We start from the raw sequence: 24989 nt of genomic DNA on the forward strand, positions 1-24989 counted from the left end.
TTAACAATCTAGTCCGGGAAAAATTGGCCCTAACACTCGCTGAAACCCAGATATTTATTGTCAGCCTCACATGAAGAAGTATGGATGTCACTGACCCGGACTCTATTGCGGATATCCAATCTCTCCATCTTGGTACATACCAAAGCAATCCAGACCGGATCGAATCCGACGCAGGGACTGAACGCCAAGACCGCGCAGACTACGAAGGCCGATTCATCTTCGAACTGCTCCAAAATGCAGTCGACGAGATGGACGACACAGAAGACCCACGGGTCAAACTGGAATTGACAGAGGACGCATTACTCGTTGCTAACAACGGCAATGCGTTCTCTATCAAGGACCTGTACGCCCTCACGCTGACGACTCGAACGACAAAAGCTGGCGAAACAACAATCGGGCATAAGGGCCGGGGCTTCACCTCGGTACTCGGGATTACGGACAATCCACGTGTCTATTCAAACGAGATTACGGGCGCGCAGTTCGACCGTGAGGCCACTGCAGACTTGCTGAATGAGGATGATACGATTGTCAATCGGTTGGATCGTGAAGTAGAGGACAGTCAGGTCCCTTTGCTCGGAGTCCCACACTCCACTGATCAACCCACGAGAGTCTCTGAGCTTTTGGACGAGGGCTACACGACAGTCTTTGAGTTACCACTTCGGGAGCCTTCTCGACACCGTGGCTCGATTACGCGGAAACTCCAAGCACTGGAAGCCAACACCGTGGCACTGCTTCCACAGTTGAAACAGATCAAGATAGTCAGTCCTGAATGGGAGCGGATGTGGGAGATTACACGGACGGACATCGACGGCAACGAGAATCAGTTGCTTGTCGAACTCGACTGTGAAACCACGACTGAAGGGACTACTGAGTCTGTCACTCGACAGTTTTGTTTCTTCAATCGGTCGGACATAGACCAGGACTGTATCGCCGAACAAGCGGACCTCACAGAACCAGAAATCGATGCAATGGGGGAACTAAGTGTCGGCGTAGTACTCGCAGCGGACCCCGTTCGAGAAAATCCAGACCCCGTCGTCGCTGACTGGGAACTGGCTCCAGTCTATGGGGAGTCGTCTGACCGACCACCGTACATTCACGTGTTCCTCCCAACCAAGGAGCGAAGCCCAATCCCGGCACTTGTGACTGGGACGTTTCAGTCAGATACCTCCCGCCGGAACCTGACTCTGGACTATGATGACGAACAGGGATACCAAGCGCAGTTCAATGCGCTTCTGTTTGCTGAAGTCGGAGCGCTTCTCGAAGAGACGGTTATCCCCTTCGTCACAGAGTCGGCTACAGAGACAGCGAGCTTTCTGGATGCACTCGATCCTTCGCTTGGTCAAAAGCGTGAGTGGTCGTTCACCCCTGGCTCTGTAGACCACTGTCTCTTCTCCGAAATCATATCACACATTAGCTCAGTCGAGTTTCTCCCATCAGCGTTTGATGATCACTGTGTGGCGATTGATGACGTTTGTGTCCCACCGACGTCTGCGAAAATCCCTGAACTTGGAGAACGATTCGTTGGACTGCTTGCGAGCGCTACAGAGGCTCCAAACGACCTGCCCCAGATTCCTGCCGGATCGCTTCTCGGTCATAATAGAGTACAGACGCTGGCTGCGTACGGTGCCTCTGAGCTGACAGCAGCAGACATTCCAGAGGTATTAGAGCGAGCAGGTGCTGATCCTGAATTCCGTAAAACGAGAGAGAGTGAGTGGGGACTATTCGATGAGGAACGCAGCGAGGATGACGAGGAATGTATTCTTCATATTGACCCTGTCTTGGAGTACTTTGTCCAGCTCAGAAAGACGCTTGAGAGCGATGAGGAACGAGAGGGCTTCGACACGACCTGTCGAAGCCACTCCGTACTCCCGATTGGTGTTACAGTTTCTGAGAATGGCCGACTTCGTGCACTTCGCAAGGGCAACGACGATGACTCCGTCTTCATGCCGCCTGAAGAAGACATGCCAGAAGGGACGCTACCAGCACTGGAATTCCTCCCCCGCGAGCTTTACTATGGAACGAATGCAAGCCGAGCCCAGAAACTACGAAACAAGGCCCTTCCGACAGACTTCACAGCTGATCTTCAAACGATTTGGGACATCAACGACTACCAGTTCGCTACGGTGTTTGATGTGGGTGTACGCCCATCCATCCCAGGGCCAAATACCCCTAAGAGGGATCCATCTCCGCTCGAAAACATGGCTGCATTGAAGACGATTCAGCGCATGGCAGCCGTCCATTCGCCCGAAAACGACCGAAGCCCTGACTCGTCGTTGTTGTACAAATCATCACGAAGACCGTTCACTGATCTCACCAAGCTTCCTCTCCCGACCAAGTCCTCTGATGAAGATACGGACGTCGAATGGTATCCAGCCCATCGTGTGTACTTCAGCTCAGCCTGGCAGTCCGCACTTAGTCGACCGGATAACACACAGATTGAGCCGTTCCTCCGTACGGTCAGTGAAGAGACTGATTCAGAACGTTTCGCCCCGAAATTCCTCGCTTCACCGGAGCACCTTGGTGTCAAAATTGAGGATGACGACGGGAACCCAACTAAGGAACTCATTCAGTGGGTAGACTTCTTCAAATGGCTCGGTGTCTCCGAACACATTCGTCCCCTTCCACTGTTCGCGCCCGACTCCGGAACTCGACACCGATACAAGAAGACGAAGGGCCTCAGTCGACCACCACGTTCTGCCATTTCGACTCCAGTAGACCTCTCACAACCTGACCACGGGAAGTCACCAGTCGACCACCGATACACAGGCCTCAGTGAACAGGAATGGGAAAAATATCGAGGACACCTGAAGGAGTACATCGACCGAGAAATTCCTGATGTAGAGCAGCAGTATCTATTCCAGATTAATTCACTGGAGTACGCTGCTGAGATTCTCTCTGCAGCTAAGGACGAAGTGGTTGGGGAACGGCTGCTCCATCATCTCGTCTTCTGGTGGGGCCGAGGATTGTCTCAGCATCGTCATGCTACGGTAGCAGAGTTCACGAACAGCCGGTGGCGAGGGAGCAACAGAAACTATGTCTTCCACTCAGGAGAGCTGAACTCACTCGGACAGAACCTCTGGATTTGGCAACTCCGACAGTCGCCGTGGGTACCCACGACGTTCGGTGCTGTTAAGCCGACTGCAGCATGGAGCCTTCCTGCGAAGGATCAGAAACGCTTCAGTCTACAGTTGGATCGAAATTACTCGCTATTGCCTTTCCTCAAAGGTACCTTCCCGACACGATTGTTGCATTCTTCTCCAGATGCCGAACCGCTCGCACAAGCCTTCGGTATCGGGATGCAGCTCGAACAGGACTCGTTCTCGCCAACGGATGCATACCATGTGCTGGACTGTATTGGTCAACTGCTGACCGAGAAGTCCGTGGAACTAGCAGAATTGAGCGGTGCTGTAGAGCTGCTCTACACGCGTGTGGCTGAGCTCTTACCTGGTTTACAGCGCGGTGAGATCACAGCAGAAGAGTGGCTGCCAGAGGCGAGTAAGCTGGATACTGTACTGCTTCTTTGCAGAGTTGGAGACCGCTACGAACTCCACCCCGCCAATGAGACTTACTTCGTGAGGTCTCGAAGCAGTCGAGACCGATATGGGACGCTCGGAGTACCCGTTATTTCGCTCTTTAAATCCGAAGCCGCTAGTTTTGGAACACACTGTGGTGCAACAGATCTGCGAGCGGTCGTAGAAAAAGAGCCCGGTTACGCAGATGGTTCCACACCTCCTCTCTCGGTTGCAGATTTCACAATCACCGACGAGTGGCTCGAAACGGTACTAACTGCACTATTGCTCCGGCTTCGGACAAACCGTCCCTCTTCGGCACTAGTTGACCAAGACACTAGCAACACCGAATCCTTCCTGGAAGAGCTGGTGTTCGTTGAGGACTTAGATATCGAGATTTCACTCAACGACGGGTCCTGGGGCCGGAACCTGGAGCCTGAACCACAACCATACTATATTGAACGTGACGATAATGGTAATCGCGAAATCCTCATTGATCGAACACTCGATCAGACTGACTTTGTCGCTGCCTTGACCAGCGCATATACTGACCGGCTCAATGTGCCCCAATACTACGAGGCAGTCAGTAATCTCGTCGAACATGCCTTTGGAAACGAGAGTCCCCAGACTGAACTGCAAAATCGACTGCGCATAGTTGGCAGCGAAGTACCAGACGGCCAGATTGCGTCGACTCGAGAAAGTCTGTTCAGCGACGAAGATGACCAGCCATCACCCGATGATGATGAAGACCATGACGATGGCTGGTACTCGACAGACGAGTCAGGCCCTAGTTCTAATGAAGAGCAAGAAGAAACTGAAACTCTCACTTCCACTGGTTCTACACCGAATAGATCCGGATCGGCTGCCCACTCGAGGCAAGTACCAGATCCAAGTGCAGTGACTAAGATTGGAGACCGGGAGGTCTATTATCAAGACTCCGAACCCGCTAACGACTCGAATGAGGAACAGAGCAATAGTCAGAACTCAGGAGGACAGCCGGCTAGAACCAACGGCGGTTCAGGGACGGCTGTTGCACCATCCCAAGAATACCGAGACAAAATCGATGTATTCGGGATGGCGATTACGATGGAGTCAGAACTGAATCGCCTTCGGCAAGATGGTGAGGAGAATCCAGCTGCAAAGGTAATCGACGTCCATACTCCACAGACATACAAAGAAGCCCGTGATTCATCACCGATTCTTAATGCAGCCATCCAGAACTTTGGCGACCAGAATGGTCTCGAAGAAAATCCGCTAAAGACGGATTGGCCGGGGTTCGACGTTCTGACCCTCAAGACCGATGAAGCTGGTCAGTCTGTTATTGACCGGTGTATAGAACTCAAGACCTCCGGTGTGAACACGCAGAAGCCATCACTGTCATGGAACGAATGGAAGGCTGCTGGTGGGCCATTGAGCGAACATTACTACCTCTATGTTGCGCGGAACATTAGGAGCGGCAACAGTGGTGATGCAAAATTACTTGAGATTCCACAGCCATTCCACCGACTGCGAAACCGAACTCGAGAAAAGCGAGAACGGAACGTCCAAGTTGATCTCAGGAGCTTCGACTTCACTGACGAGCCAATTATCGAACAGAAGATCGAGTGGGACGAGTAGGCTACTCAGCTACGCGTCTCAGGGTCACGAGGTAGTCTGGACTGTGGGGACTATCGCGGATTTATGTTCCAATATCTATTGTATCGCGTGGGTGAGATTCACTGACCTACTCCTCGATGATGCGTCTCTCTATTATTCCAGATACCACTTTTCGTATTCTCGATTCAGTCTACTGGCTATGCCTCATGTGTTACCTACAACTGATTTGTCAGGTTTCATATTGTCTTCAGCAACCTCGAGGGCATGTGACTCATCTTCCCTAACCAAGGGAACACCACTTCCTTTGAGATTCCTGACAACCTACTCTGCAAGTTCCAAATCAGACATCTCTTCAACTGATTTCTTGAGGCTCTCCTTGAGACTAGAACAGTGGAGATATTATGAAGTGAGCAAAGAATACTCCGATGTTCTGAGCAGCAAGCCTCACTCGACGGCCGGGGCGTTGGTGAAACGACTCCAACCCAAACCGTTTGAATAGCAAATTCACTTGGCCACCAACCAGAGCTAATGCAAAATAAAGAATCACCGAGATACCAAGGTTGCCGAATACTGCCCATCCAAACAAGATCCCAAACGAACGCCGTGAAACCCGAATCAGTAGGCCATGCACGAATTGAGCAGTCTCATTTGGAAATGGGAGGAGCCGACGTGGCTCTTTCTTTCGTAAGGCGACGATCTCTGATGGTAATTCGGAGTCGGGCCGATCTATTTTCCTCGCATAGTTGATTGCTTGGGTCCGACTAATATCACGCCAGATCTTAACAGGACTTGTGTTTGCCTGATAGCTCGAAACTATAGCCTGATACTGATAGAAGTCATCGGAAGCGTATTTGAGAAGTAGACCCATTGAGAGGAATCCAAGAGTAAACAATCCAAGTATGAATGCCCAGAGAGGACTAACAAACTCAATAAGCTGGCCAAGACGCTGTGAAAAGACGAAGATAACATGCACGATACCAAGTATGCTAACTTCAATCATGAAGTGTTTTGATCCAATCATAAATCGGGTCGCAGAGCTGCTGTAGTCAGTCATGATGGCAATCCGGCGTACAACAGTGAGCACAGCAAAAACAATGAGAAAAAGCTTCAAGACCTGATATGCAGCATTCTTCGCAGGGTACGCGAGCACAGCCGTGAGAATTACGGTGAAGAATGCTATCTCAAAATCGACGAGTGTATCTGGTGAAGTCCTGGTATTGACGATAGAGTCCTCTGAAATCACACCGATGTCCATATTGGACCGAGGATGCTCTATAGAATCGGAATCTGTACTGTCTTCATTCACACTGTTTGATCCTGGAGAACTAACTATTGTAACAGTTCGGATTCTCAACTCAAATCAAAGTGTGTTGCTAGCTACCCTGTAACCATCATAAAGTGAATGCTACTCAATCGCTCGCCGAATTTCTTGACGCAGCCATTCCTATGCAACCCAGTTAGTCTAAGTAAAGGTTATAATATTCCAAATTAGTAATCTGACTATCCGAATGACGAGAAAGACGATTGGGCAAAATAGTGGCCACTCTGGGCGTATAAACTTGTCTGGGCCAGAATTGGACAAGTTTGACGCTAGCCTTGGTGACCAGATCAAAGTGGACATCGCTGAGTCGAAAGATATCGCACACGCGATTGTCGACAATAGCGATTATGAAGAATTTATCATTGTGTCTAAACCAGAGAAAGAGAAGAACCAATGAGTAAGTCTGAGCATCCAAGCTTATTTGATGCGTGTACTCCTCGAGGTGACGTTCTCGATGGGACACTTCAAGAAGATCAATTTGCGGCCAGTCTGGCGACTGTAGCCCACTCACCGGAGAACGCTGCGCCCGTCTATCGTGATGCCGAACAGTTCTTCGAGATGACGTACCCGACCGATGGATTGCGAACACTGCTGAGTAATCTTGCGGGTCGGTTTCTCGCCGCAGATGGTCGCGACAGTGGTGGCTACACCAGTAGTATTCTCTGCTTGGATACTCGCTTCGGCGGGGGCAAGACTCACGACCTCATTGCCTCATACCATCTGGCAAATAACCCGAGCGATATTAACGAATTAGACCGTCATCTCGTCAACAACGCAAGTAAAGTTGGCAACACGTACTTGGATGCCGTAGATCAAGGACTCTCTGTGGATTCTGCTGTCTTCGTTGGCGGGGAAGTTGACGCATTATCCGCGCGAAGTGACCACACAGGCGATGCCCCAAAGACGCGCACAATGTGGGGTGAAATTGCTTATCAACTGTATGGCCAAGAGGGGTATGATTACCTGAAAGAGTACGACGAGAAGCGAAACCCTCCGGGCGGGGGTAAACTGAAAGGGTTGTTCGAACTTGGCGACGGTCCAGCACTCATTCTTCTGGACGAGATTGCTGCGTATCTCAAGGCGGCATCCGCAGAGGTAGTTGGCGATACGTCTCTCTCAGAACTCACGCTTACCTTCGTTCTCTCACTCCTTGAGACTGCTTCTGAACTTGACAACGTAACTGTCGTCTACAGTATTGCAGACACTGCGTTCGAAGATCAGGCAGAAGCGGTCCGTGACCGTGTCGACGAACTCAACCAAATTGGACGGCGGAAACACAAAACGGTCACACCGACCTCCGAAACTGAAGTCGGACAAGTGCTTCAGCATCGTCTCTTTGAAGAAATAGATCGTGAGCAAGCGAAAGGAGTTGCAGAAGCGTATTTCCAGCTTTATGCAGATCGTGAAAGACAGTTTCCACAGGAAGCGACCGATGCGAGTTTCGTCGACCGGTTGGAGCGAGAATATCCCTTCCATCCAACGATCATCAATACGCTCACGGAAAAGATCGATACGATCCCTAAGTTCCAGCGGACTCGTGGGGCGCTCAAGCTCCTGGCTCGCGCAGTTTACTATCTCTGGAATCACCAGCCTGCTCACTACAACCGACACTGGGTTCGAATATACGACCTCACCCCGGCAGACAACGCACCTGACGGGAGCATCGATTCAACACTCCGTGAGACGCTCTTCGAGTTTGTTGACCTGAGTGCAGCAGTCTCAGCAGACATCTACAGCGAGGACGACACCGCACACGCACAACTCGAAGACCGCAAGTGGACCGAGAAGGGGATTCCACCGCTGGCCAGTCACCTCACGACGACAGTACTCTGGCACAGTCTCGCCTACGGCGAACAGGCAACTGGACTCACACGGGCCGAGATGAACGCCGCTCTCGGACACCCGAACGTGAAGTTTGACAACTACGATTCTGCTCTGGAAGCCCTTGCTGGTGGTGATATGAACGTCGCGTGCTACTACCTTTACGACGAGGAACGCGTTCGATTCAAATCCGATCCGAACCTCATTCGGATCATCGACCAGCGTGTAGACAACACGCCCGACGCGCAAGCACGTAACCGGTTTGAGTCGCGGCTGGAACACTCCGAGATTGGGACTGGTGGCTTCAAAACAGTCGTTTTCCCCGAGTCGCCGGCGGATCTCCCGGACAAAGTGTCCAAGCCACAGCTCGCATTGATGCACATGGACACCGCGCCCGTCTCGGACGGCGGGAGTGAAGTTCCTGAGAAGATTCAGACGCTGTACCAGAAGTCTGCCTCAAAGCACGGCGGTGAGACCCAGAGCCGAGTTTACAAGAACTACGTGCTCTTCCTTGCCCCCGACAAAGAACGCATCCAGAGTGCGATAGACGAAGCACGTCAGCTTGAGGCAATCGAAGCTCTGTTGGACGATTCTCAGCAGACTGCCGACCTCTCCAATGAACAGATTGAGGAGCTTCGCGAGCGCCGTGATAAGACCCACGGACTCCTCGGTGAGCTTGTCCGCGGAGTTTATCGCCACCTGTACTACGTGGACCGAGACGGCCTGACCCACTTGACGATTAACGCAACCGAGGCTAACGGTGGGACGACGCTCGTCAACGCCGTCGAGGAGACTCTCGAGGACCGTCTGATTCGTGCCGACGCCGGCCCGAAAGGTGTCGCATTCTTCAAGCAGAAGCTCTGGCAGCAGACGCAAGACAGTATGACCACCGAGCAGTTGGTCACGCAGTTCGCGAAGAAGCCGGGGCTTCCGTACCTCCTCAACACGAAGCCACTACGGAAGACGGTGGCCAAAATGGTCGACGACGCCGGCTACACCTACTGGGACAGCACAGCCGGTGAACAGGGACTCGCCTACTGGGACGGCGACGAGGACGATCGTCCGGAGAACTGGCGAAAGGCGAATCCGCTCTCTGATTCTCCGGACGTCCGAACCAGTATCCGGGACTCGGACGTGAGGGTCGGCGACGAGTACGTCGTCTACACCGACATCAACGCCCTTCTCGATGTCCATCACGATCCCATCCGTCCACCGGAGACAGACGAAATTCTGTGTGCTAAGGACGGCTGTGACGTCGAGGTCGACCAGGAGGGGGACTTCTGCTCGGAACACGAGCCCGATATCGAACATGAGTGCGCTAACTGCGGGAAGACCGTCGCGAGTCAAGCTGAGCTGAACCCGCGTGGACTCTGCGACGAGTGTGCCCAGCCGAACGACTGGGAGCGTTCGACGAGCTTGATGGCCGCCTCACGAGCATTCAACGAGGTACGAACCCACGCACTCGGGAAGGCGGCATCGGGTGGTGACCCCGGAATCGACCGCGTCACGATCGAGATCGGTGGTGAGGACCAGCTGTCGAAGGGGTCGTTCATCGCCCAACGCCAAGCGTTCAAGGACCGGGCCGAAAACGTCTCTGTACGAATGCGGTACGAGACAGAATCGGCCGGTGGTGCGACGTACCAGGCGCAGTTCACCGGTGGCATCGACGAATTCTCACGGGTGACGAATCAGCCGGACCCGTTCGGCGGCGCGTCGCGGGTCGAGCTCAAGTTCCGTGTGGATATGGACGAGCCGGAGCCGATTACGGACGCCGAAGATGACGTCCTCGCTGAGCTTCAGGACGAACTTGGGTCGACGAACATCGACGTGAAGGTTCAAGGGCGAGGACCGGTCGAAGTACCCGCAGAGGTTCAGCAATGACGTCCCACCCTACCCCTGAAGCAGATGCGCCGACGACCCTTGGACCCGAAGACGAGTCGATCGGGGCGGGTCAGTTTGGCAGTAGCGTCTACGGGGGTCGCCCGACCTTCGCGCTCGTCCGTCGCGACGACGCCGACGGTGCATCGCTGACACTGTACGAACTACTGCCCGAGGCGCAGGCGTCTGCTCGTCGCGACCGTCTCCAGCGTGGCAATCCCAACAGTGGTCTCGTGACGATAGCGTTCGAATCGGTGTTCGGAGAGTCAGCCGATCCAGAGGTCGACAGATGGGAGTGGGACGACTGGACGGCGGTGAAGGTCACACGGCTGTCTGAGGGTCGGCTCCGCTCTATCCTCCCGCTGGTACGGGAGACGCTCCGTGGAGCAGACCGAGACGAGTCTGTACTCACCGCTGGCGGTGCTGCCGAGGTGTTCCTCCCGGAGACAGTCGGTGTTCGATTGGCTCTGGGCTTCCTTGGTGTGAAGCCCATTCAGCGGGTCGACCGGATGCGGGCGTTCTGTCGTGGTATCGCGCGAATGAGTGATGAAGAGTGCTACTACTGGCACGCCAAGTGTCGGTCACCGTCTAGTCCGAACGGTGAGAAGGCACTGCGAACGCTACTGACTGATCATATCTAACCATGAGTGAACATCCAATTCAAGACTCAGAGGAGGAGTCGTCTCTGAAGCCCCTCGCTATCGAGGGGAAACTCCCGTTGAAAACTGTCGGCATTGAGAACCTGCGTGAAGCAAATCCACAGTATCTCCCTCCCCATAGGTATCTCCATCCTTGGTTCGCAAGACGACCGACGCCGGCATCACGGCTCGCTATTCTTGCTTCGGTGCTGCCCCAAGGCATCGATTCTGACGACCTGCTTCGCTGGATGCAAATTGGGCCCAATCGGGAGGTCGAGGGCAGTCTAAATGAATACGTAGAACGAAAGAAGGCGACCGAAGACCAACGAAGTGGGAACTTAGAAAGCCACTACGGGTATCCCCGTCCCTTCACCCAGTCCCCTACGGATTCAGAGAGAGCAGAGATTCACGAGAAGCTCCGAGAACACTGGGATGGTGAGCTTCCGTCGGTATTGGATCCGACCGCTGGGGGCGGCGTAATCCCTTATGAGTCTCTTCGATACGGACTCCCAACTCATGCAAACGAGCTCAACCCAGTGCCATCTCTGATTCTGAAAGTTATGCTGGAATATGCTCCAGCAGTAGGTGATATCGAAAGCGAGGTGAAACGCTGGGCAAAGAAAATCGACGACAGGGCGAACCCTCGAATTCAGGAATACTTCCCCAGCACCCGAGAAAGCCACACGCCCGATAACTACGTTTGCACGTACCACGTCCAATGCCGTTCGTGTGGAGCGGAAATTCCACTGGTGACCAAGTGGTGGATTCGAACCAGAAGCGATGGGATACGGGTAGTCGTTCGGCCCGAGATATTAGATGACGGAACGGTAGAGTACGAAGTCATCGTCAATCCAGATGATGAGGATCTCCGTGGATTTGATGCTGATAATGGCCCGGTCTCCAGAGGAGGCGATGCAGAATGCCTGAGGTGTGGGGTTGTAACTGAGGATGATGAGGTAAGAGAGCGATTTAACGAAGGCGAATTTGACTACGATGTATATTGCGTCCGATATCTGAAAAGTGACGGCCACCATGGGTTCCGGTCACCAAATGAAGCTGATGTGGAAGCATTAGACGCCGCCCGAGATCGTATCCAATCTGATTTCAAGCTCTCGACATTCTTATCGACACCAATTCCGAAAGGGAACAAAACAGCCGAGCCTCGTAATTTCGGTATCAAACAATGGCGCGAGTTGTTCTCTCCACGACAGCTGGTATGTAATTACGAATATGTTGACGCTATAAATCACTTCCAGCCGCAGATTGAGGAAGAACATAATCAAAAGACCGCGGAGGCCATCCTTACACTGCTGACCCTCTCGTTCAGCAAATTGATCGACCGGAATAGTCGTTTGGCAGACTGGGACACGAGCAAAGGATATCCCAGCCGTATGTTCAAAGGCAAAAACCTCGCCTTCAAGCGGGTATTTACAGATAATAATATTTCAGTCGGTGGTGTCGACTTCGTCTCGTACGTCGACAAAATATATCAGTCGTATGGTGAACTTGTGGGCTATCTCCCCGAAGGCTCAGACCCAGCTAATGTTTCAGTCGGTGATGCTGCAAATCTGAACCAAGCTGAAGATAGTGTTAGTGCGGTCGTTGTAGATCCACCGTACTACAGCAGTATCATGTACGCCGAACTTTCGGACGTGTTCTACGTATGGATGCGCGAACTGCTTGATGATGTCTTCCCGGACATCTTCCGAGAGAGTCTCACTGATAAAGAGAACGAAGCTGTAGCGAATCCGGACCGCTTCGATGGCGTCGCTGGAAATGGTTCTTCAAAACGGGACCTCGCTAATGACTCCTACGAGCGAAAAATGAGCGAGATTTTCTCTGAACTCTATCGGGTCCTTGAACCGGGCGGCGTGATGACGGTGATGTTCACTCATAAGGAAACAGATGCGTGGGATACGCTGACGATGTCGCTCATAAATTCGGGATTCACGATTACGTCAACCCACCCGATTACGAGCGAGATGCCGCAGCGAGCAGGGATGCGCGAGAGTGCATCAGCCGATAGTACTCTCCTGCTCACGGGGCGAAAGCCCCATCAAGAGCGCGATCCAGAGAATGCAGTCCCGACACTCTGGAACGACGTAAAATCAGACACACGATCGGCCGCCAAGAACGCCGCACGCGATCTAATTGACTCAGGCCTAAGTCTCACAAAGACTGACGTGATTATCAGTGCATTCGGTCCTACCCTCCGCGTCTTCGCTGACGCATATCCGGTTGTCGACGACGAGGACAACAAAGTTCCTCCACGGCGTGCACTTGAGGAAGCACGCGAGGCAGTTACCCAGGTCCTGGTCGACGAATATCTCGAAGCGGAGGGGATTGGCGACCTTGATGATATAACGGAGTGGTACATTCTCTGTTGGCTCGTCCACGAATCAGATACATTCTCCTACGACGAGGGGCTTCAACTCGGGTACGGTATCGGAGTCGACGTCGACGACATCAAGCGCAGTACAAAGACTTGGCGCAAGAGCCGGGGCGACATGAGTCTCCGTGGGCACACAGACCGGGTCCAGAACGCCAATGAGAAGCCTGAGAACCGCTCCAGTCGAACGCCGGTGAATCCTGATGACCTCTCATTCGGCCTTGCTCTGGACAAGGTTCACGCGGCGATGCACATCTACGACGTGAAGGGAGAGAGCGCCTGCTGCGACTGGCTTCGTGAACGGAACTTTGGCTCCGATTCGACGTTCAAAGCGACGCTTCAAGCTCTGCTTCAAGTTCTCCCACACGACCACGAGGACTGGGAACTCGCTCGCGATCTCGCTGTCGGACGAACCCGAGACGTTCTCGATCTCGACTTCAGCCCGAACGTCTTCGCCGAGGACAGTCAGCAGACCCAGCAGACGGGGATTGACGATTACTGAGTAGGCAGTCCCCCCGGCTGCTCTTCCTATCTCTAATTTCTACATTAGACTTATTTTCACACTCTTTGATATGTCTGCATGGCCCCGCAACGAGCAATTCCCGAGAGAGGGACTGCATCCTTGTCTTCAAGCATCGAGGATCTAAGGAACCGTTTGGAGCAGCTTGTCGAAGAACTCGCGGGTGAACGAGACGAATTTCAGACGTCTCCGATTAACGGCAGAATCTACCCAGCGGCTTCGATCGACTATCTCAACGATTCGGGTCTCGTCCAAGGTGGCAGTTCTCCGAGCTACTGGGGCAGCCTCTGGTCGCTCACCTGCTGCAAACACAAGATGCGTCAGGAACACTTCTTCGATTACTTCGAGGAAGTCGAGCCCGGAGTGCTCCATCCTACACAGCCTCTATTCGTCTTCACCTGTGCTGGGAAGACGGACTCGGATACACCGGATTGGGCGGCTGGCCGAGAGCGCTGGCTCACTAGTGTCGCTCTCGTTACTCACGCGTTCAAAGGGATGGACGACTACGGCCGTTTCCTCTTGCAGCAAGACGAAGCAGCCTGGAAAGATCGGATAACGACGCAGGAGTCGTCCGAGGAAACTTCCTGGGCGAGAAAGAAGGGCGACTGCCACGCGATCATCGAGGACGGCGAGGTAGTTGGCGTCGACTCCCCGTATCCAGAGCACGACCACGTGTCCAGTTCGGGAACCTCGTCGTGTGGGTGTAGCACGACAGTCAATCCGGAATACGACCACGTCTATCACGAGGACAACGATACGTCGATTCTGAAGTTCGCCTCGACATCGAATTATTGGCTGAGTTGGTCGAAGCCCCAGTTCTACTGGACCGTTGGAAATGGGCCTGATTTTGTGGGCGGTGGCCAGGGCACGGTAGCCTATCGCAAGTCCAGTGAGTCGCAGACGGATACCATCCTGTCCGAGCTCAGGAGCGCCCTCTGATGACCGTCGTCCTCGTCGGCGTCGGTGCCGATACGGAGCATCTCCGACCCGCGCTGGAGTTGACTGAAGACGGAACGTTCGACTACATCCCGATCCCGGAATCGCACCCCACGACCGAAGAATCCACGTACGGAAATTGGAAGCTGCAACACCGGGGCGGATATGCGTCCGAGTTCGTCGACAAAATCAGTCCCCGAGGAGATGATAGTGACTGGATCCAAGACTCTGAGCGAATCGAATCCCATCCGGTACATCACGACCCAAACTTCGAGGTGATGACGTTCGGTGATCGACGAGGACAGGGTGGAAAGGGGACGACGTTGGTGAAACATCTAGAGTCAACGGGTAAGGACGTGCTCGGCTTCTACACCGGGATGAGAGAGGGCCCGGACGATTCGAACCTGAACCGATTCCTCTACGGGTACATGACGGTCGAAGTGGTCCACGACCTGTCTCAGCTCGGCGGAGACGAATACCACGATGCAATCGGACAGTTCCCTGAGAACGCACATGCTAAGCGACTCGCCGCAGCTGGTACTCCGAAGCATGACGACCTCGTAATTGTTGAGGGATGCAGTCCCACCTCGAAAATAGGGACTCCAATCAAAATCAGCGAACGGCTTGATCAGCCCCCATGGTATCAGGTGAGTCAGAGCTTCGCAGACGAATTCAACGTGAAGGGTGGACAGAAGGGAATCGGTCGAAAGTTCCCACTGATTCTGGATATGGACGGGGATGAGTTCATAAACAAGGTTGAGAGCACCTGAATCAGTTCTCCAGCACTCTTCGTCACACAATATAAGTGGGAATGCTGTGAACTCAGAGCCAAGTTTCCATAATGTCGACTTTCCCGGATCGAACTTGGTCCTCAATCTACGAGAGCAAGCCCGCTGCCGACGGGATGTATCTTGTTGACGAATTCTACGTACCGGCGTTGGAACGGTCAATTCAATACGACCGAATCGCGGGCTACTTCTCTAGCAGCGCGCTCGCGGTTGCCTCCAGAGGGATTGACGCGCTCCTCGAGAACGACGGTGAAATGCGATTGGTTGTGGGAACGGAACTCTACACGACTGACCGTCCCGTTTTCGAGGCACTCACCGACGAGCTCACTGAATCTCTGGACGAACTGGACGACGAACAACTGGACGCCCAGCTCCAACTTCTCGCTCGGCTCCTCCGTGAGGATCGGCTTCACATCAAAGTCGCTGTCCCTCGTCAGGGTTCGTGGCGCATCTTCCACCCGAAGATGGGTGTCTTCCACGACGAAGACGGGAACGCGCTCTCTTTCGAGGGGAGCGTCAACGAGACCGTCGGCGGGTGGAAGAACAACTACGAGCGGTTCAAGGTCCATCGTTCGTGGGTCGACCAACAGTCGACGTACGTCGACGGCGACGTCGACACGTTCGAGCGCCTCTGGAAAGACGAACACCCCTACGTCGAGGTCTACGACCTCCCAGAGGCCATCAAGGAAGAGCTCATCGACTGGAAAGACCCGGACTCGCAGACGAAGCTTGAGGAAGCAATCCAGATCGCCCGAGGCGAAGCACCCCCGACCGACCGCGACAAAGCCAATATCATCGCTGACGGCCCGCTCTCTCCCGGCGGTCTCGCGCTCGCAGAGAAAGGGAGTACGATCACGCCGTGGCCGCACCAACGGGTCGTCTCCGACACGCTCGTCAACACCTATCCAAACAGCTTCTTGCTATGCGACGAAGTTGGTCTCGGAAAGACCATCGAGGCGGGCTTGACACTCTCACGTCTTGGACTCACCGACGAACTCGAAACCGGGCTGCTGCTCGTTCCAGCGAGTCTCACAGTCCAGTGGCAAGAGGAGATGTGGGAGAAGTTCAACCTGAATACGTATCGGTACGAACGCGGGAGTGACTACGAGTACGCCTTCATCGACGCCTTTGGTCGTGAGCACACTCCTCCTACAGCATCAGAACTCGACCTCGAGAGTAGCGAACACAAACAGGCATGGGTCGAGAGCCCTATCTGGAGATTCCTCCACGAGCAACAAACCGCCGCCAGCGCCCCGTCGATCATCATCATGTCCTGGCACACGGCACGGCTGAAGGACCGGTGGGATCAGGTAGCACCAGAGGACGGTGGCCACGTCCGGACGCGGGAGGACGTCCCAGGGAGCTGTCGTGGCCGACAACCAGCGAACCGAGAGGGTGTCTGGGATGCCGTCATCGTCGACGAGGCACACAACGGCCGCGAGGGAAGCAATTTCTACTCGATGCTCGAACGGCTTCGTGATCATACACAGACCTACTACCTGCTCACGGCGACGCCGATGCAGCTGCACGCTGGCGAACTGTATGATCTGATGGCTCTGCTTGATCTCCCCGGTGAATGGGGCAATCAGGAAAACTTCGTGGAGTTCTTTGAGACACGACGGGCACTCACGAAGGCCTTCGACGAGGTTTTCGGAGGGGGCGACTCGTCTGGACACACCGACTCGTGGTCCGCACAAGCAACACTCACAGAGGGTCGATATCAGGACCGTATCTCTGGGTCTCGAAGTCTCTCAGATCGGGTCTTCGACTCTGTTGGTGCAGAAATTGACGTGAGAGATGAACAGCATGCACGCTCCATCGCGAAGCAGCGTGTCCTGCGTGCCTGTGACCTCGCTAGCGATTATGGTGAGCACTACGACGGGTATGTCGAACTGTTCGAGTCCTCGATGGAAGAGTACGACGTCGATCCGTTCGACGCCAAGGAGGACGAGAAGTTGAAGTATCTTCTCTATCCCGAATGGAAGGCCGACGAAGAGTGGCTGACCTACTCACGAAACGAGCGACTTGCGGCGCTTGACGAGCTGTCAGAGTCCGGCTGGCAAGTTGTTCAGGACGTTCTCTCTGAATCTACGCCTGTCGATGCGCTTATCCATCGGAACACTCGTGACACCCTTCGAAAGTACGAACGGGTCGGCCTTCTTGACGCGACGGTTCCTGACCGTGATCCAGAACAGCACAAGATTGAGCTCACCGAGGAGACGCGACGTGTGTACGACCGCATCGACGACTACACGAGGAAGTTCTACAAACTTGCTCAGCAGTCAGACGAGGCAGAATCCCGTGCAATCGGGTTCGTGATGACCACGTATCGGCAACGTCTCACCAGCAGCGTGTACGCAATTTCACAGAGTCTCCAAAACCGGCTCCGAAAACTTCGGGGACAGCGTACCGTGCTGAAAGGTAAGCAACAAGTAAAGGACAGTCCTGATGCGAGTACCCCGCAAGTCGTCATGGAGACACTTGCTGAGTATGATCTCGATGACTCCGAAGCACTCGATGAGGTAGAAGGAGATCTCGAAGATGCGGACCTCGCGGAGATCATTCCTAACGTTACCGATGAAGGGCTTTACCTGCTGGAACAGGAGATTAATGAGTTAGAGTCGTTCGTGGATGAGCTCGCAGCGATTGACCAAGACCCGAAGATTGGGCAGTTAATTGAGGATCTCAACGAGTTAGACCGCGAGGGTCACAACCGAGCGATTGTATTCACCCAGTACGCAGACACGATGGACTTCATCCGCCAGAGTCTCGTCTCTATTCACGGTGAAACGGTCGCAACCTATTCCGGCCGCGGTGGCGAGGTGTACGACGGAGAGTCTGGAGAGTGGAGACAGGTCGGTAAGGAGCGCGTGAAGCGCGAGTTCTCATCTGACGAAGGTCACGTCGATATCCTCGTCTGTACCGACTCTGCGAGTGAAGGTCTCAACCTGCAGGAATGTGGCGCACTTATCAACTACGACCTGCCGTGGAATCCGATGCGCGTCGAGCAGCGAATCGGCAGAATCGACCGTATCGGACAGCGGTTCGATGAAGTCATCATCCTCAACTACAGCTACGAGGATACTGTCGAGACAGATATTTACGATCGGCTCGACGACCGAATCGGCTTGTTCGAGAACGTTGTCGGCGAGATGCAGCCCATCCTCTCTGGGGTGAGCCGCCAGATTCGAGATGCAGCCCTCAAAACCGACCGTGAGGAGAGCAGACAGGTCGTCGAAGAGGCTGACCGCGAATTCTCCAAGCAGATCGAAAAGCAAGAACAAGGTGACAGAGTTGATGTCGGTGAATCGCTAGACTCCGTCGATTCGCTGGTCGCACAGGACGTTATTGATGAGGCAAAGCTCGATGCGTGGCAGTCCTACAACCATCCTGATATCGTCGACGTTGGAGATACTGAGTACGAGTATCCAGCCCCGTTTGAGGTCAAGAGCCTGCAGGCGTTTTTCGTCGGCAATGAGACGCTGGTTGACTTAGGTGTCGAATTCACGCAAATCGACAACCTGAAACTTGATGTAGATGACCTCGACTCTGTCGACGAGTTCGCCTTTGAAGCGAGCACGTATCGACTCACTACTAACGGAGCATCGATTGAGCTTCCGCAGTCCGGTGGAGAGCAGACACTTGCTCAAGCGATTGCACCAGCAGACGATATGGTCGCAGTGACGTTCTCCGCAGAATGTGCGGACGAATTCCCATCTGTGCATCACCTAGCGCCAGGCAACCCCATGGTGACCCAGCTCGTCAACGTGATTCGTGCCACAAACGAAGACTCCCAGCGCTTGATTCGCCAAGTAGAGTCTCGAGAGGGTGTTACAGATCAACCCATTATCTGTGGGTGGGGCCGAGACGGTGTCCTTAGTCGACTAATCGACGATGGGACAGTAGCTGAAGAGATTGACGTAAGCGTACTCCGTACCTGGTGTGAAGAATTTCACCAAAATCGAGAGCAGACAGCTACAAACTCCCTGTGAATAACCGTCTGCTATCGAGAATAGAATGCTGAAAACGTCGAGCGTGCTATACGTGATTTCTCTCGACGACTATGTCTGTCGGGTCACTCTATACGAGGGTAGTGGAGTATCGAGTGGTGGCAGTTGACGTCGTGCCCTGAAAAGTCGACGATAAAGTCAGTTAGCCGGTGCAATTGTGTTGGCTGTATCCTTCTTCAGCACCCACGAGTACAATATCATCGGTGAACTGGAGGGCTTTCACGCCGCGAATAACGAGTCGAGCACCATTCACCACAACCTTGACCGTGTCACTCCGTTCCACAGCCGATGTACCCACCGCTAACAGACACTTCCCTACACACTACAACACAACTGTACTAGAGTCGTGTGAAACGGCGGTGGGATAACCGCGTGAAAGATACCCATCTTAGACCCTCCGTCCCCCGGGTGCGTTATTCGCGGCGTGAATCAACGCCTCATCGTTCACACCCTCAAAATTCACGAGCACACGATTCGACCGACCGTCACTCGTCTCATACGAGAAGCCTTCGAGTTCTCCGGCGAGTTCCATGAGGTCATAGCAATGTCCTGGCGATGGGTGACCATTGAAGAGCCACTTGACATCCTTGTACTCCATCTGTGACTTCCCAGTCTGTCGACTGGCCGCGTGCTCAACGAGCTTCTTGCGAATCCTGTGAACCTTCTGTGACCGCGTGAGTTGCTCATACGCTACCGACTCAGGGTCGGGAGAGACGAGTTGTTCAATCTCAGCCAACCGCGTACTGAGCCGCTCATTCTCAGCTTCGAGTTCGTCGATACGGTCGAAAGCAGCGACCCGTGCTCTGTTTAACGCCTCAAACCGCGCTTCCAAATCATCGAACTTCGCTTGGAGCGTCTCGCTCATTGACGCTCCTCCGAGCAGGTATCAGTTTCCGACGACTCAGTATGTAGTCCGTCGGCCCAGTGGCGGTCAAGGAATGCTTCACAATCGTGGTCGAGGATGCGTTCTGGGAGTCCAATTGCCCCACAGACTTCGCACTTAGTGAGATCTGTACCGAGACTCATCCGAGTACACACTCCGACTTGTGGAAGCACGAGACGTCTATGAGGACGCTACGGTCAGCCGCTTCTGCATGACAATAATCACAGCGGTAGTAGGTTTGGCCGCCCTGTGACTGTGGTTCGCGGAATGGTCCAGTAATTACTACGTCGACTGTGCCGGTGGTTTCAATACCGGCGCTTGCTTCGATACTCATGGTTCTTGACACTGCGAGAACCAGGCTACGGTGTTCCAGCACCGTGCCGCCTTATGCGACGTTACCAGTTCTCAGTCACAACTACTCTCCAAGACCGCTTAACACTTGCTGTATACAACAACCTTGTCTCATAGGACAACTTAATAGGGTCGAACTCCGATAGGTGCTTAGGATGTCAGTGACCAAACGTTCGTATATGGCAACTGGGCGCGCATTGACCACTGAAAGTGAACGTGAGTATATAGCAGGAGAGCACGGCGACCAACGCCGCTACGAAGCCACTTCGCGAGTCCGATCACGAATTACTGGTCCCTTAGCCGATGATGTCGAATTTCTAGCTGAGCACCGACCGGATTTGCTTGAAGAACTTCGAGAAGTCGTATGTGAACAGACCAATTGAGTGGATGCAATTGCCCCGTTCCAGAGCTTCGGTATTCCAGGGAAGGCACATACACCAGACAATCTAATAACGCTGTGTCGTTCATGCCATCGCGCTGTTGAGGGCTTACGGCATGACGAATTAGCAGCGGTACTCAGCATCCGTCGGGATGAGGAAAGTAGAAAGTATTCTCAAGGGTTTGAGGATGAAAAATTTCTCACTGCAATTCGTGAACTTGGTGGTTCGGCAGGGACATCCGAAATAGCTGAGAACGTGGGATGTGACCGCCGCACTGCATACGTTCGACTCAAGGATCTCGAAGAGGACGAACGTGTTGGGAGTCGAAAGATCGGTAACTCGCTTCTATGGTCAGTATCTGAATAAGAAGCGGTCACAAATGTACAAACAGATTATCAATCAGCAGTAGGCAGAGGACATTTTACGCCACTCAGCGTAGTCAACTTCCGGATGCCGAACTGCCACCCGCCGGAGTGATTCGTACATGACGTGAAGTTCCCCAACCATCTGCCGTGCCTGATTGCGTAACTCCTCCATAGTCGTTTCCTGACCATAGGAGGCCAAGTTTGCTGTCCTCTGAGAGGCTCGTATATTCGTTACGTAATCCAAGATGGCTGCAGCACCACTCATGACCTCCTGAGAATTCCTCACTGCGCTGTGAACCTTATTGGGGTTTCTAACCAGTACCTGTCCAATATCTTCGCCCTCAAGCAACGCCTCAATCTCGTCGGGTGAGTCGTACCCATTGCACACATTTCGTCCTAATAATGAACCGCTCAGGTCTCCCAATGGAGAAAGGAATACTCGCGTGGCTCCGGCGATTGGATCCATTCTGTCGATTCCGATTGCTTCGGTTTCCAATTCAGTTATCGGATGTCGAATGGCGGTGAATGCTGTGCATGCTCGAATGAGAGCCTCTGCGGCTTCTTGTGAATCATGCTCGATGCGTTGCTGGTCTACCTTCGGTAGCTCATCAAAGGAATCGACAGATGAATACTGTGGAACCGCAACCATCTGTCGTTTTGACCGTCCTCCTTTTGGACCTGGTATTGAACTTTTGTAATTCTTGGTACGACCGCTCTCAACGGCATACGCGCGTTGTTCCCAGTCAAGCATTGTAGCGGTCGCTGGCGTCAGGTCGTGATACTCCGTTCTGATGCTGCGGTGTGGGGCTGGGTGAGGTCGGTGTCCAATCCCTGCTCGCTGGAACTCACTGATGGGGATGTACGTTGGGCCCTCAATTGTCCGCTCTTTGAATACGATGCTGCTATCGTCCAGCGTGGCGTGTTTCTTTCCAGGAATTTTCAGACGTATCGACAGCAGTTGTTTGGCCAATTGCTTGAGACGCCTTGCCTCGTCAATCTCCTCTGTCCATCGGTTGGGGATGGCTTTGGCACCAAATCTCGCGCCAGCAACCGCGCCTGCAATTGCTCCGACTGTATCTGCGTCGTCACCTTCATTTACGGCTTGGACAATTGCGCTTTCTGCTGAGTCTGCTGTCAAACCATAGTAGAGCCCTGCTTGCAGTGAGTCAACAACGTATCCTGAGTGTTTGAGCTTGGCCTCGAAGCGGGACTGATCCACCTCTCCGTCGATTGCCTTCTGTACATGCTTAAGTGCAGTGGTGAGTTCGTCGGGGGCATCATATATCCCACCCAGTGCTTTCTGTAGTGGGTCACTCTCACCACGGATCAGGTTTGCAAGTGTCCGATTGAGGATTACGCACCCCCATTGACAGCGTGGGTCGGCGTGGGTGATACTCGATGAGAGTCGACTGACGTGGATGAGCTCGTCGTCGAAGTGCCGAAATGCAATCGCGTGTGGTGCACACCGCATCACACTTCCATTACCTGCGTTCGAGCCTTCGGGCCGTGATTCCCAGACGTCGACACCGGCTTCGTCCCACGGACGACCCTTCCGAATATGTGAAACCGCGTCACGTGTCATTAGCCCGATGTCGAATGGATCTGATTCGAGCCAGTCAACGAATCGGTTCCCGACATCGCTTGGGTCAAACCCTCGTTTGTCTACGAGACTTTCAGCGATGCAGAGCGCCATCTCTGTGTCATCAGTAATTGTGCCCGCTGGTTGTCCGTGGGTTCCATTTGCCAGCATCTCGATGACTTTGCCATGTTGGGACTTGATCTGCGATGCACTCTTGAACTCAACTGGCCGACCGAGCGCATCACCACAGGCCAATCCAAGAAGACATCCTTGTGCTCTACTTTCTTCGGTCATACTGCGATATCTGACCCTCTGTATGTAAGTGTGAATGACGAACTAATCGTAGCATCTGCTCACCGAAGCGGTAGACCTCGTGATAAACAAGTCCCAATGTATTCTCCCAAATTGCTTAGTACATACAGTTGAGACTTCTTCACGAATGAACCAAGACCGCCAGGATTCCATCAGTGAAACGCTCCAGGTTGAGTCACACAAAGGGAGCGATTCCTTGCCGTGGCAGTTCTCGATTGTTCGGACACCAGAAAAGATTGTAATCGAGGAGGCCCGTGGACCCAAAGACCGCTTCGATCCGGTAGTCAAGGACTTTACAATTGAGCGTCGAGAGCTTCATTCTCCGCCTCTCACATTCGAGCATGCTGTGAGTCGGCATGTATGGCAGGAAGACGAGGATCAACCGGCGGTCCGGTCACAAAGGAGTCAAGGCCACATCATCGAAGTGCTCTATGAGACATCGGATGGGTGGCATCTTGACCGGCCTGAACCAATGACGGATGGACCATTGCCAGAAACAAATGGCGAAGTCGTTCCTACTCGCCACACAGGCATTTCAGTGGAGGCGACGTTCCTTCGCTCGGAGGATGGTACCGACTTGAAGTTCACCGAAGAACGTGAGTACCACATTACGGAAGACGTCTTCAGCGAATACGAGACGGTCTATGTGCTTTCGTATAATGAGGTCAATGAGGAGTCGACTGATAATCTTGAGTGGACGGTTGAGGATGCGATTGCGTTTGAGCTTGTTCCAGATGTAAGTATAAACTGAGTCGGGTTCTGCAACTCACACTATTCGCTCTCAGTCCGAGTTCTGAATGATTTCGCTTGGTGGGTTCTGTAGATTGACTTCAAATTCACGGCTGTGACGGAGTACGTTCTCTTCGAGTTCGGTCAGAAACTTCTTTGCATCCATAACAGCGTCATCGACATCATTGCGTGAACATTTGAAGTAGACATCCTTGAGATACAGATTCGGGTTGTTAGACTTGGCGCTGGATTCTGACCAATCGTATTTTTGCAGGTGTTTACCTGCGTCTTTCAGGATCCATTTCGCAGTTGCGTGTGCATGTCTACTGTCATCGTCGTCCAGCAATTCACGGTAGTTATAATCGGTGTGATAGTAACCGGGGGTGGGAATATCAGATATAATAATCTCAACCTGGTCGTTTTTTCGGTTGATCAGGTTTATTTTGGCATCTCTTCCCTCAAATGGCATTGCCACAGAATACGAGATTACAAATTGGTCTGAGAGGTCCTCTGATCTTGATAAGCGACTACGTGACATCGGTTATGAATCTAAGTGATAGGATAAAATCATTGCTAGTCAATCTGTGGATATTGAATTTGATTCAGGACTACACACAAGTGCGACTACAGTTTAGATTTAGAATACTGAAGTGCAACAACACACCCAGTTCAATATAATTTGATTAACTGGTCTCAATCCCAATGTCTAATTCGACGTCGCCTGAATACGCTTTCCAGTTGTCCGCACTGTGGAGTGTATCGTCGTCGAACGGGGCTTCGTTCCCGTCATAGCCATGCTTCTCAGCGATCTGCTTCGCGTAGTCGTCGAATTCCATATTATGAGCAGTCCGTAGGTGGACAGTGTTGATATACCAGTAATAGCGGTTGCAGAGGAGGCATTCGATTTGCCCAGTTTTGTCTGGTTTTTCAGTTGCCATAATTGGTTCTGACAACTGGTACATATAAATTCTAATACTCAGACAG

15 protein-coding genes are annotated in these 24989 nt (G+C 53.1%); 10 read left to right on the forward strand and 5 right to left on the reverse strand.

Going from position 1 to position 24989, the window contains the following annotated elements; translation table 11 throughout:
- Positions 1 to 80 precede the first annotated feature (80 nt).
- Positions 81 to 5126, forward strand: a complete 5046-nt coding sequence (locus tag AUR64_RS01305) for a sacsin N-terminal ATP-binding-like domain-containing protein (RefSeq protein ID WP_058580148.1) — start codon at positions 81 to 83, stop codon at positions 5124 to 5126.
- A 361-nt stretch (positions 5127 to 5487) separates the two neighbouring features.
- Here AUR64_RS01305 and AUR64_RS01310 read toward each other — a convergent pair whose 3' ends face one another.
- Entirely contained in the window at positions 5488 to 6348 is an 861-nt protein-coding gene (locus tag AUR64_RS01310) for a hypothetical protein (protein ID WP_155120434.1), read from the reverse strand.
- Positions 6349 to 6819: 471 nt separating this feature from the next.
- Here AUR64_RS01310 and AUR64_RS01320 point away from each other — a divergent pair, with 471 nt between their 5' ends.
- The 6 genes from AUR64_RS01320 to AUR64_RS01355 all read left to right on the forward strand — a co-directional run bounded on the left by AUR64_RS01320 (position 6820) and on the right by AUR64_RS01355 (position 19388).
- Positions 6820 to 10128, forward strand: a complete 3309-nt coding sequence (locus AUR64_RS01320; protein ID WP_082230522.1) for an ATP-binding protein — start codon at positions 6820 to 6822, stop codon at positions 10126 to 10128.
- Positions 10125 to 10766, forward strand: coding sequence for a DUF7680 family protein (locus tag AUR64_RS01325; RefSeq protein ID WP_240479561.1), 642 nt, complete (start codon positions 10125 to 10127; stop codon positions 10764 to 10766). Before AUR64_RS01320 ends, AUR64_RS01325 begins: the two co-directional genes overlap by 4 nt.
- Before the next feature lie 2 nt (positions 10767 to 10768).
- Complete coding sequence (locus tag AUR64_RS19775) at positions 10769 to 13654, forward strand: DUF1156 domain-containing protein (RefSeq protein WP_082230523.1); 2886 nt, start codon at positions 10769 to 10771, stop codon at positions 13652 to 13654.
- A gap of 78 nt (positions 13655 to 13732) precedes the next feature.
- On the forward strand, positions 13733 to 14611 hold the full coding sequence (locus AUR64_RS01345) for a hypothetical protein (RefSeq protein ID WP_058580154.1): 879 nt from the start codon (positions 13733 to 13735) through the stop codon (positions 14609 to 14611).
- Positions 14611 to 15378 carry an Nmad3 family putative nucleotide modification protein gene (locus AUR64_RS01350; RefSeq protein WP_058580155.1) on the forward strand — a complete coding sequence of 256 codons (768 nt, stop codon included), beginning with the start codon at positions 14611 to 14613 and terminating at the stop codon, positions 15376 to 15378. Before AUR64_RS01345 ends, AUR64_RS01350 begins: the two co-directional genes overlap by 1 nt.
- Positions 15379 to 15449: 71 nt before the next feature.
- The gene (locus AUR64_RS01355) at positions 15450 to 19388 is read left to right on the forward strand and encodes a helicase-related protein (RefSeq protein ID WP_058580156.1); all 3939 of its coding nucleotides are present in this window, start codon (positions 15450 to 15452) and stop codon (positions 19386 to 19388) included.
- 406 nt (positions 19389 to 19794) lie between these two features.
- Here AUR64_RS01355 and AUR64_RS01360 read toward each other — a convergent pair whose 3' ends face one another.
- Complete coding sequence (locus AUR64_RS01360) at positions 19795 to 20271, reverse strand: hypothetical protein (protein WP_058580157.1); 477 nt, start codon at positions 20269 to 20271, stop codon at positions 19795 to 19797.
- 548 nt (positions 20272 to 20819) lie between these two features.
- Here AUR64_RS01360 and AUR64_RS21330 point away from each other — a divergent pair.
- Both AUR64_RS21330 and AUR64_RS21335 read left to right on the forward strand, forming a co-directional pair.
- A complete protein-coding gene (locus AUR64_RS21330; RefSeq protein WP_082230548.1) occupies positions 20820 to 21023 on the forward strand; it encodes a hypothetical protein in 204 nt (67 codons plus the stop codon).
- The gene (locus AUR64_RS21335) at positions 21024 to 21386 is read left to right on the forward strand and encodes an HNH endonuclease (RefSeq protein WP_205628356.1); all 363 of its coding nucleotides are present in this window, start codon (positions 21024 to 21026) and stop codon (positions 21384 to 21386) included.
- A 33-nt stretch (positions 21387 to 21419) separates the two neighbouring features.
- Here the strand turns inward: AUR64_RS21335 and AUR64_RS21300 are convergent, their stop codons facing one another.
- On the reverse strand, positions 21420 to 23258 hold the full coding sequence (locus AUR64_RS21300; protein ID WP_082230524.1) for an ADP-ribosylglycohydrolase family protein: 1839 nt from the start codon (positions 23256 to 23258) through the stop codon (positions 21420 to 21422).
- A 145-nt stretch (positions 23259 to 23403) separates the two neighbouring features.
- Here AUR64_RS21300 and AUR64_RS01370 point away from each other — a divergent pair, with 145 nt between their 5' ends.
- Positions 23404 to 24027, forward strand: coding sequence for a hypothetical protein (locus tag AUR64_RS01370; RefSeq protein ID WP_058580159.1), 624 nt, complete (start codon positions 23404 to 23406; stop codon positions 24025 to 24027).
- A 30-nt stretch (positions 24028 to 24057) separates the two neighbouring features.
- Here the strand turns inward: AUR64_RS01370 and AUR64_RS01375 are convergent, their stop codons facing one another.
- Positions 24058 to 24543, reverse strand: coding sequence for a hypothetical protein (locus AUR64_RS01375; RefSeq protein WP_155120436.1), 486 nt, complete (start codon positions 24541 to 24543; stop codon positions 24058 to 24060).
- A gap of 145 nt (positions 24544 to 24688) precedes the next feature.
- Positions 24689 to 24943, reverse strand: a complete 255-nt coding sequence (locus AUR64_RS01380) for a hypothetical protein (RefSeq protein WP_058580161.1) — start codon at positions 24941 to 24943, stop codon at positions 24689 to 24691.
- Positions 24944 to 24989: the final 46 nt, after the last annotated feature.

Source organism: Haloprofundus marisrubri, from assembly GCF_001469955.1.
In the GTDB taxonomy this organism is placed as follows: domain Archaea; phylum Halobacteriota; class Halobacteria; order Halobacteriales; family Haloferacaceae; genus Haloprofundus; species Haloprofundus marisrubri.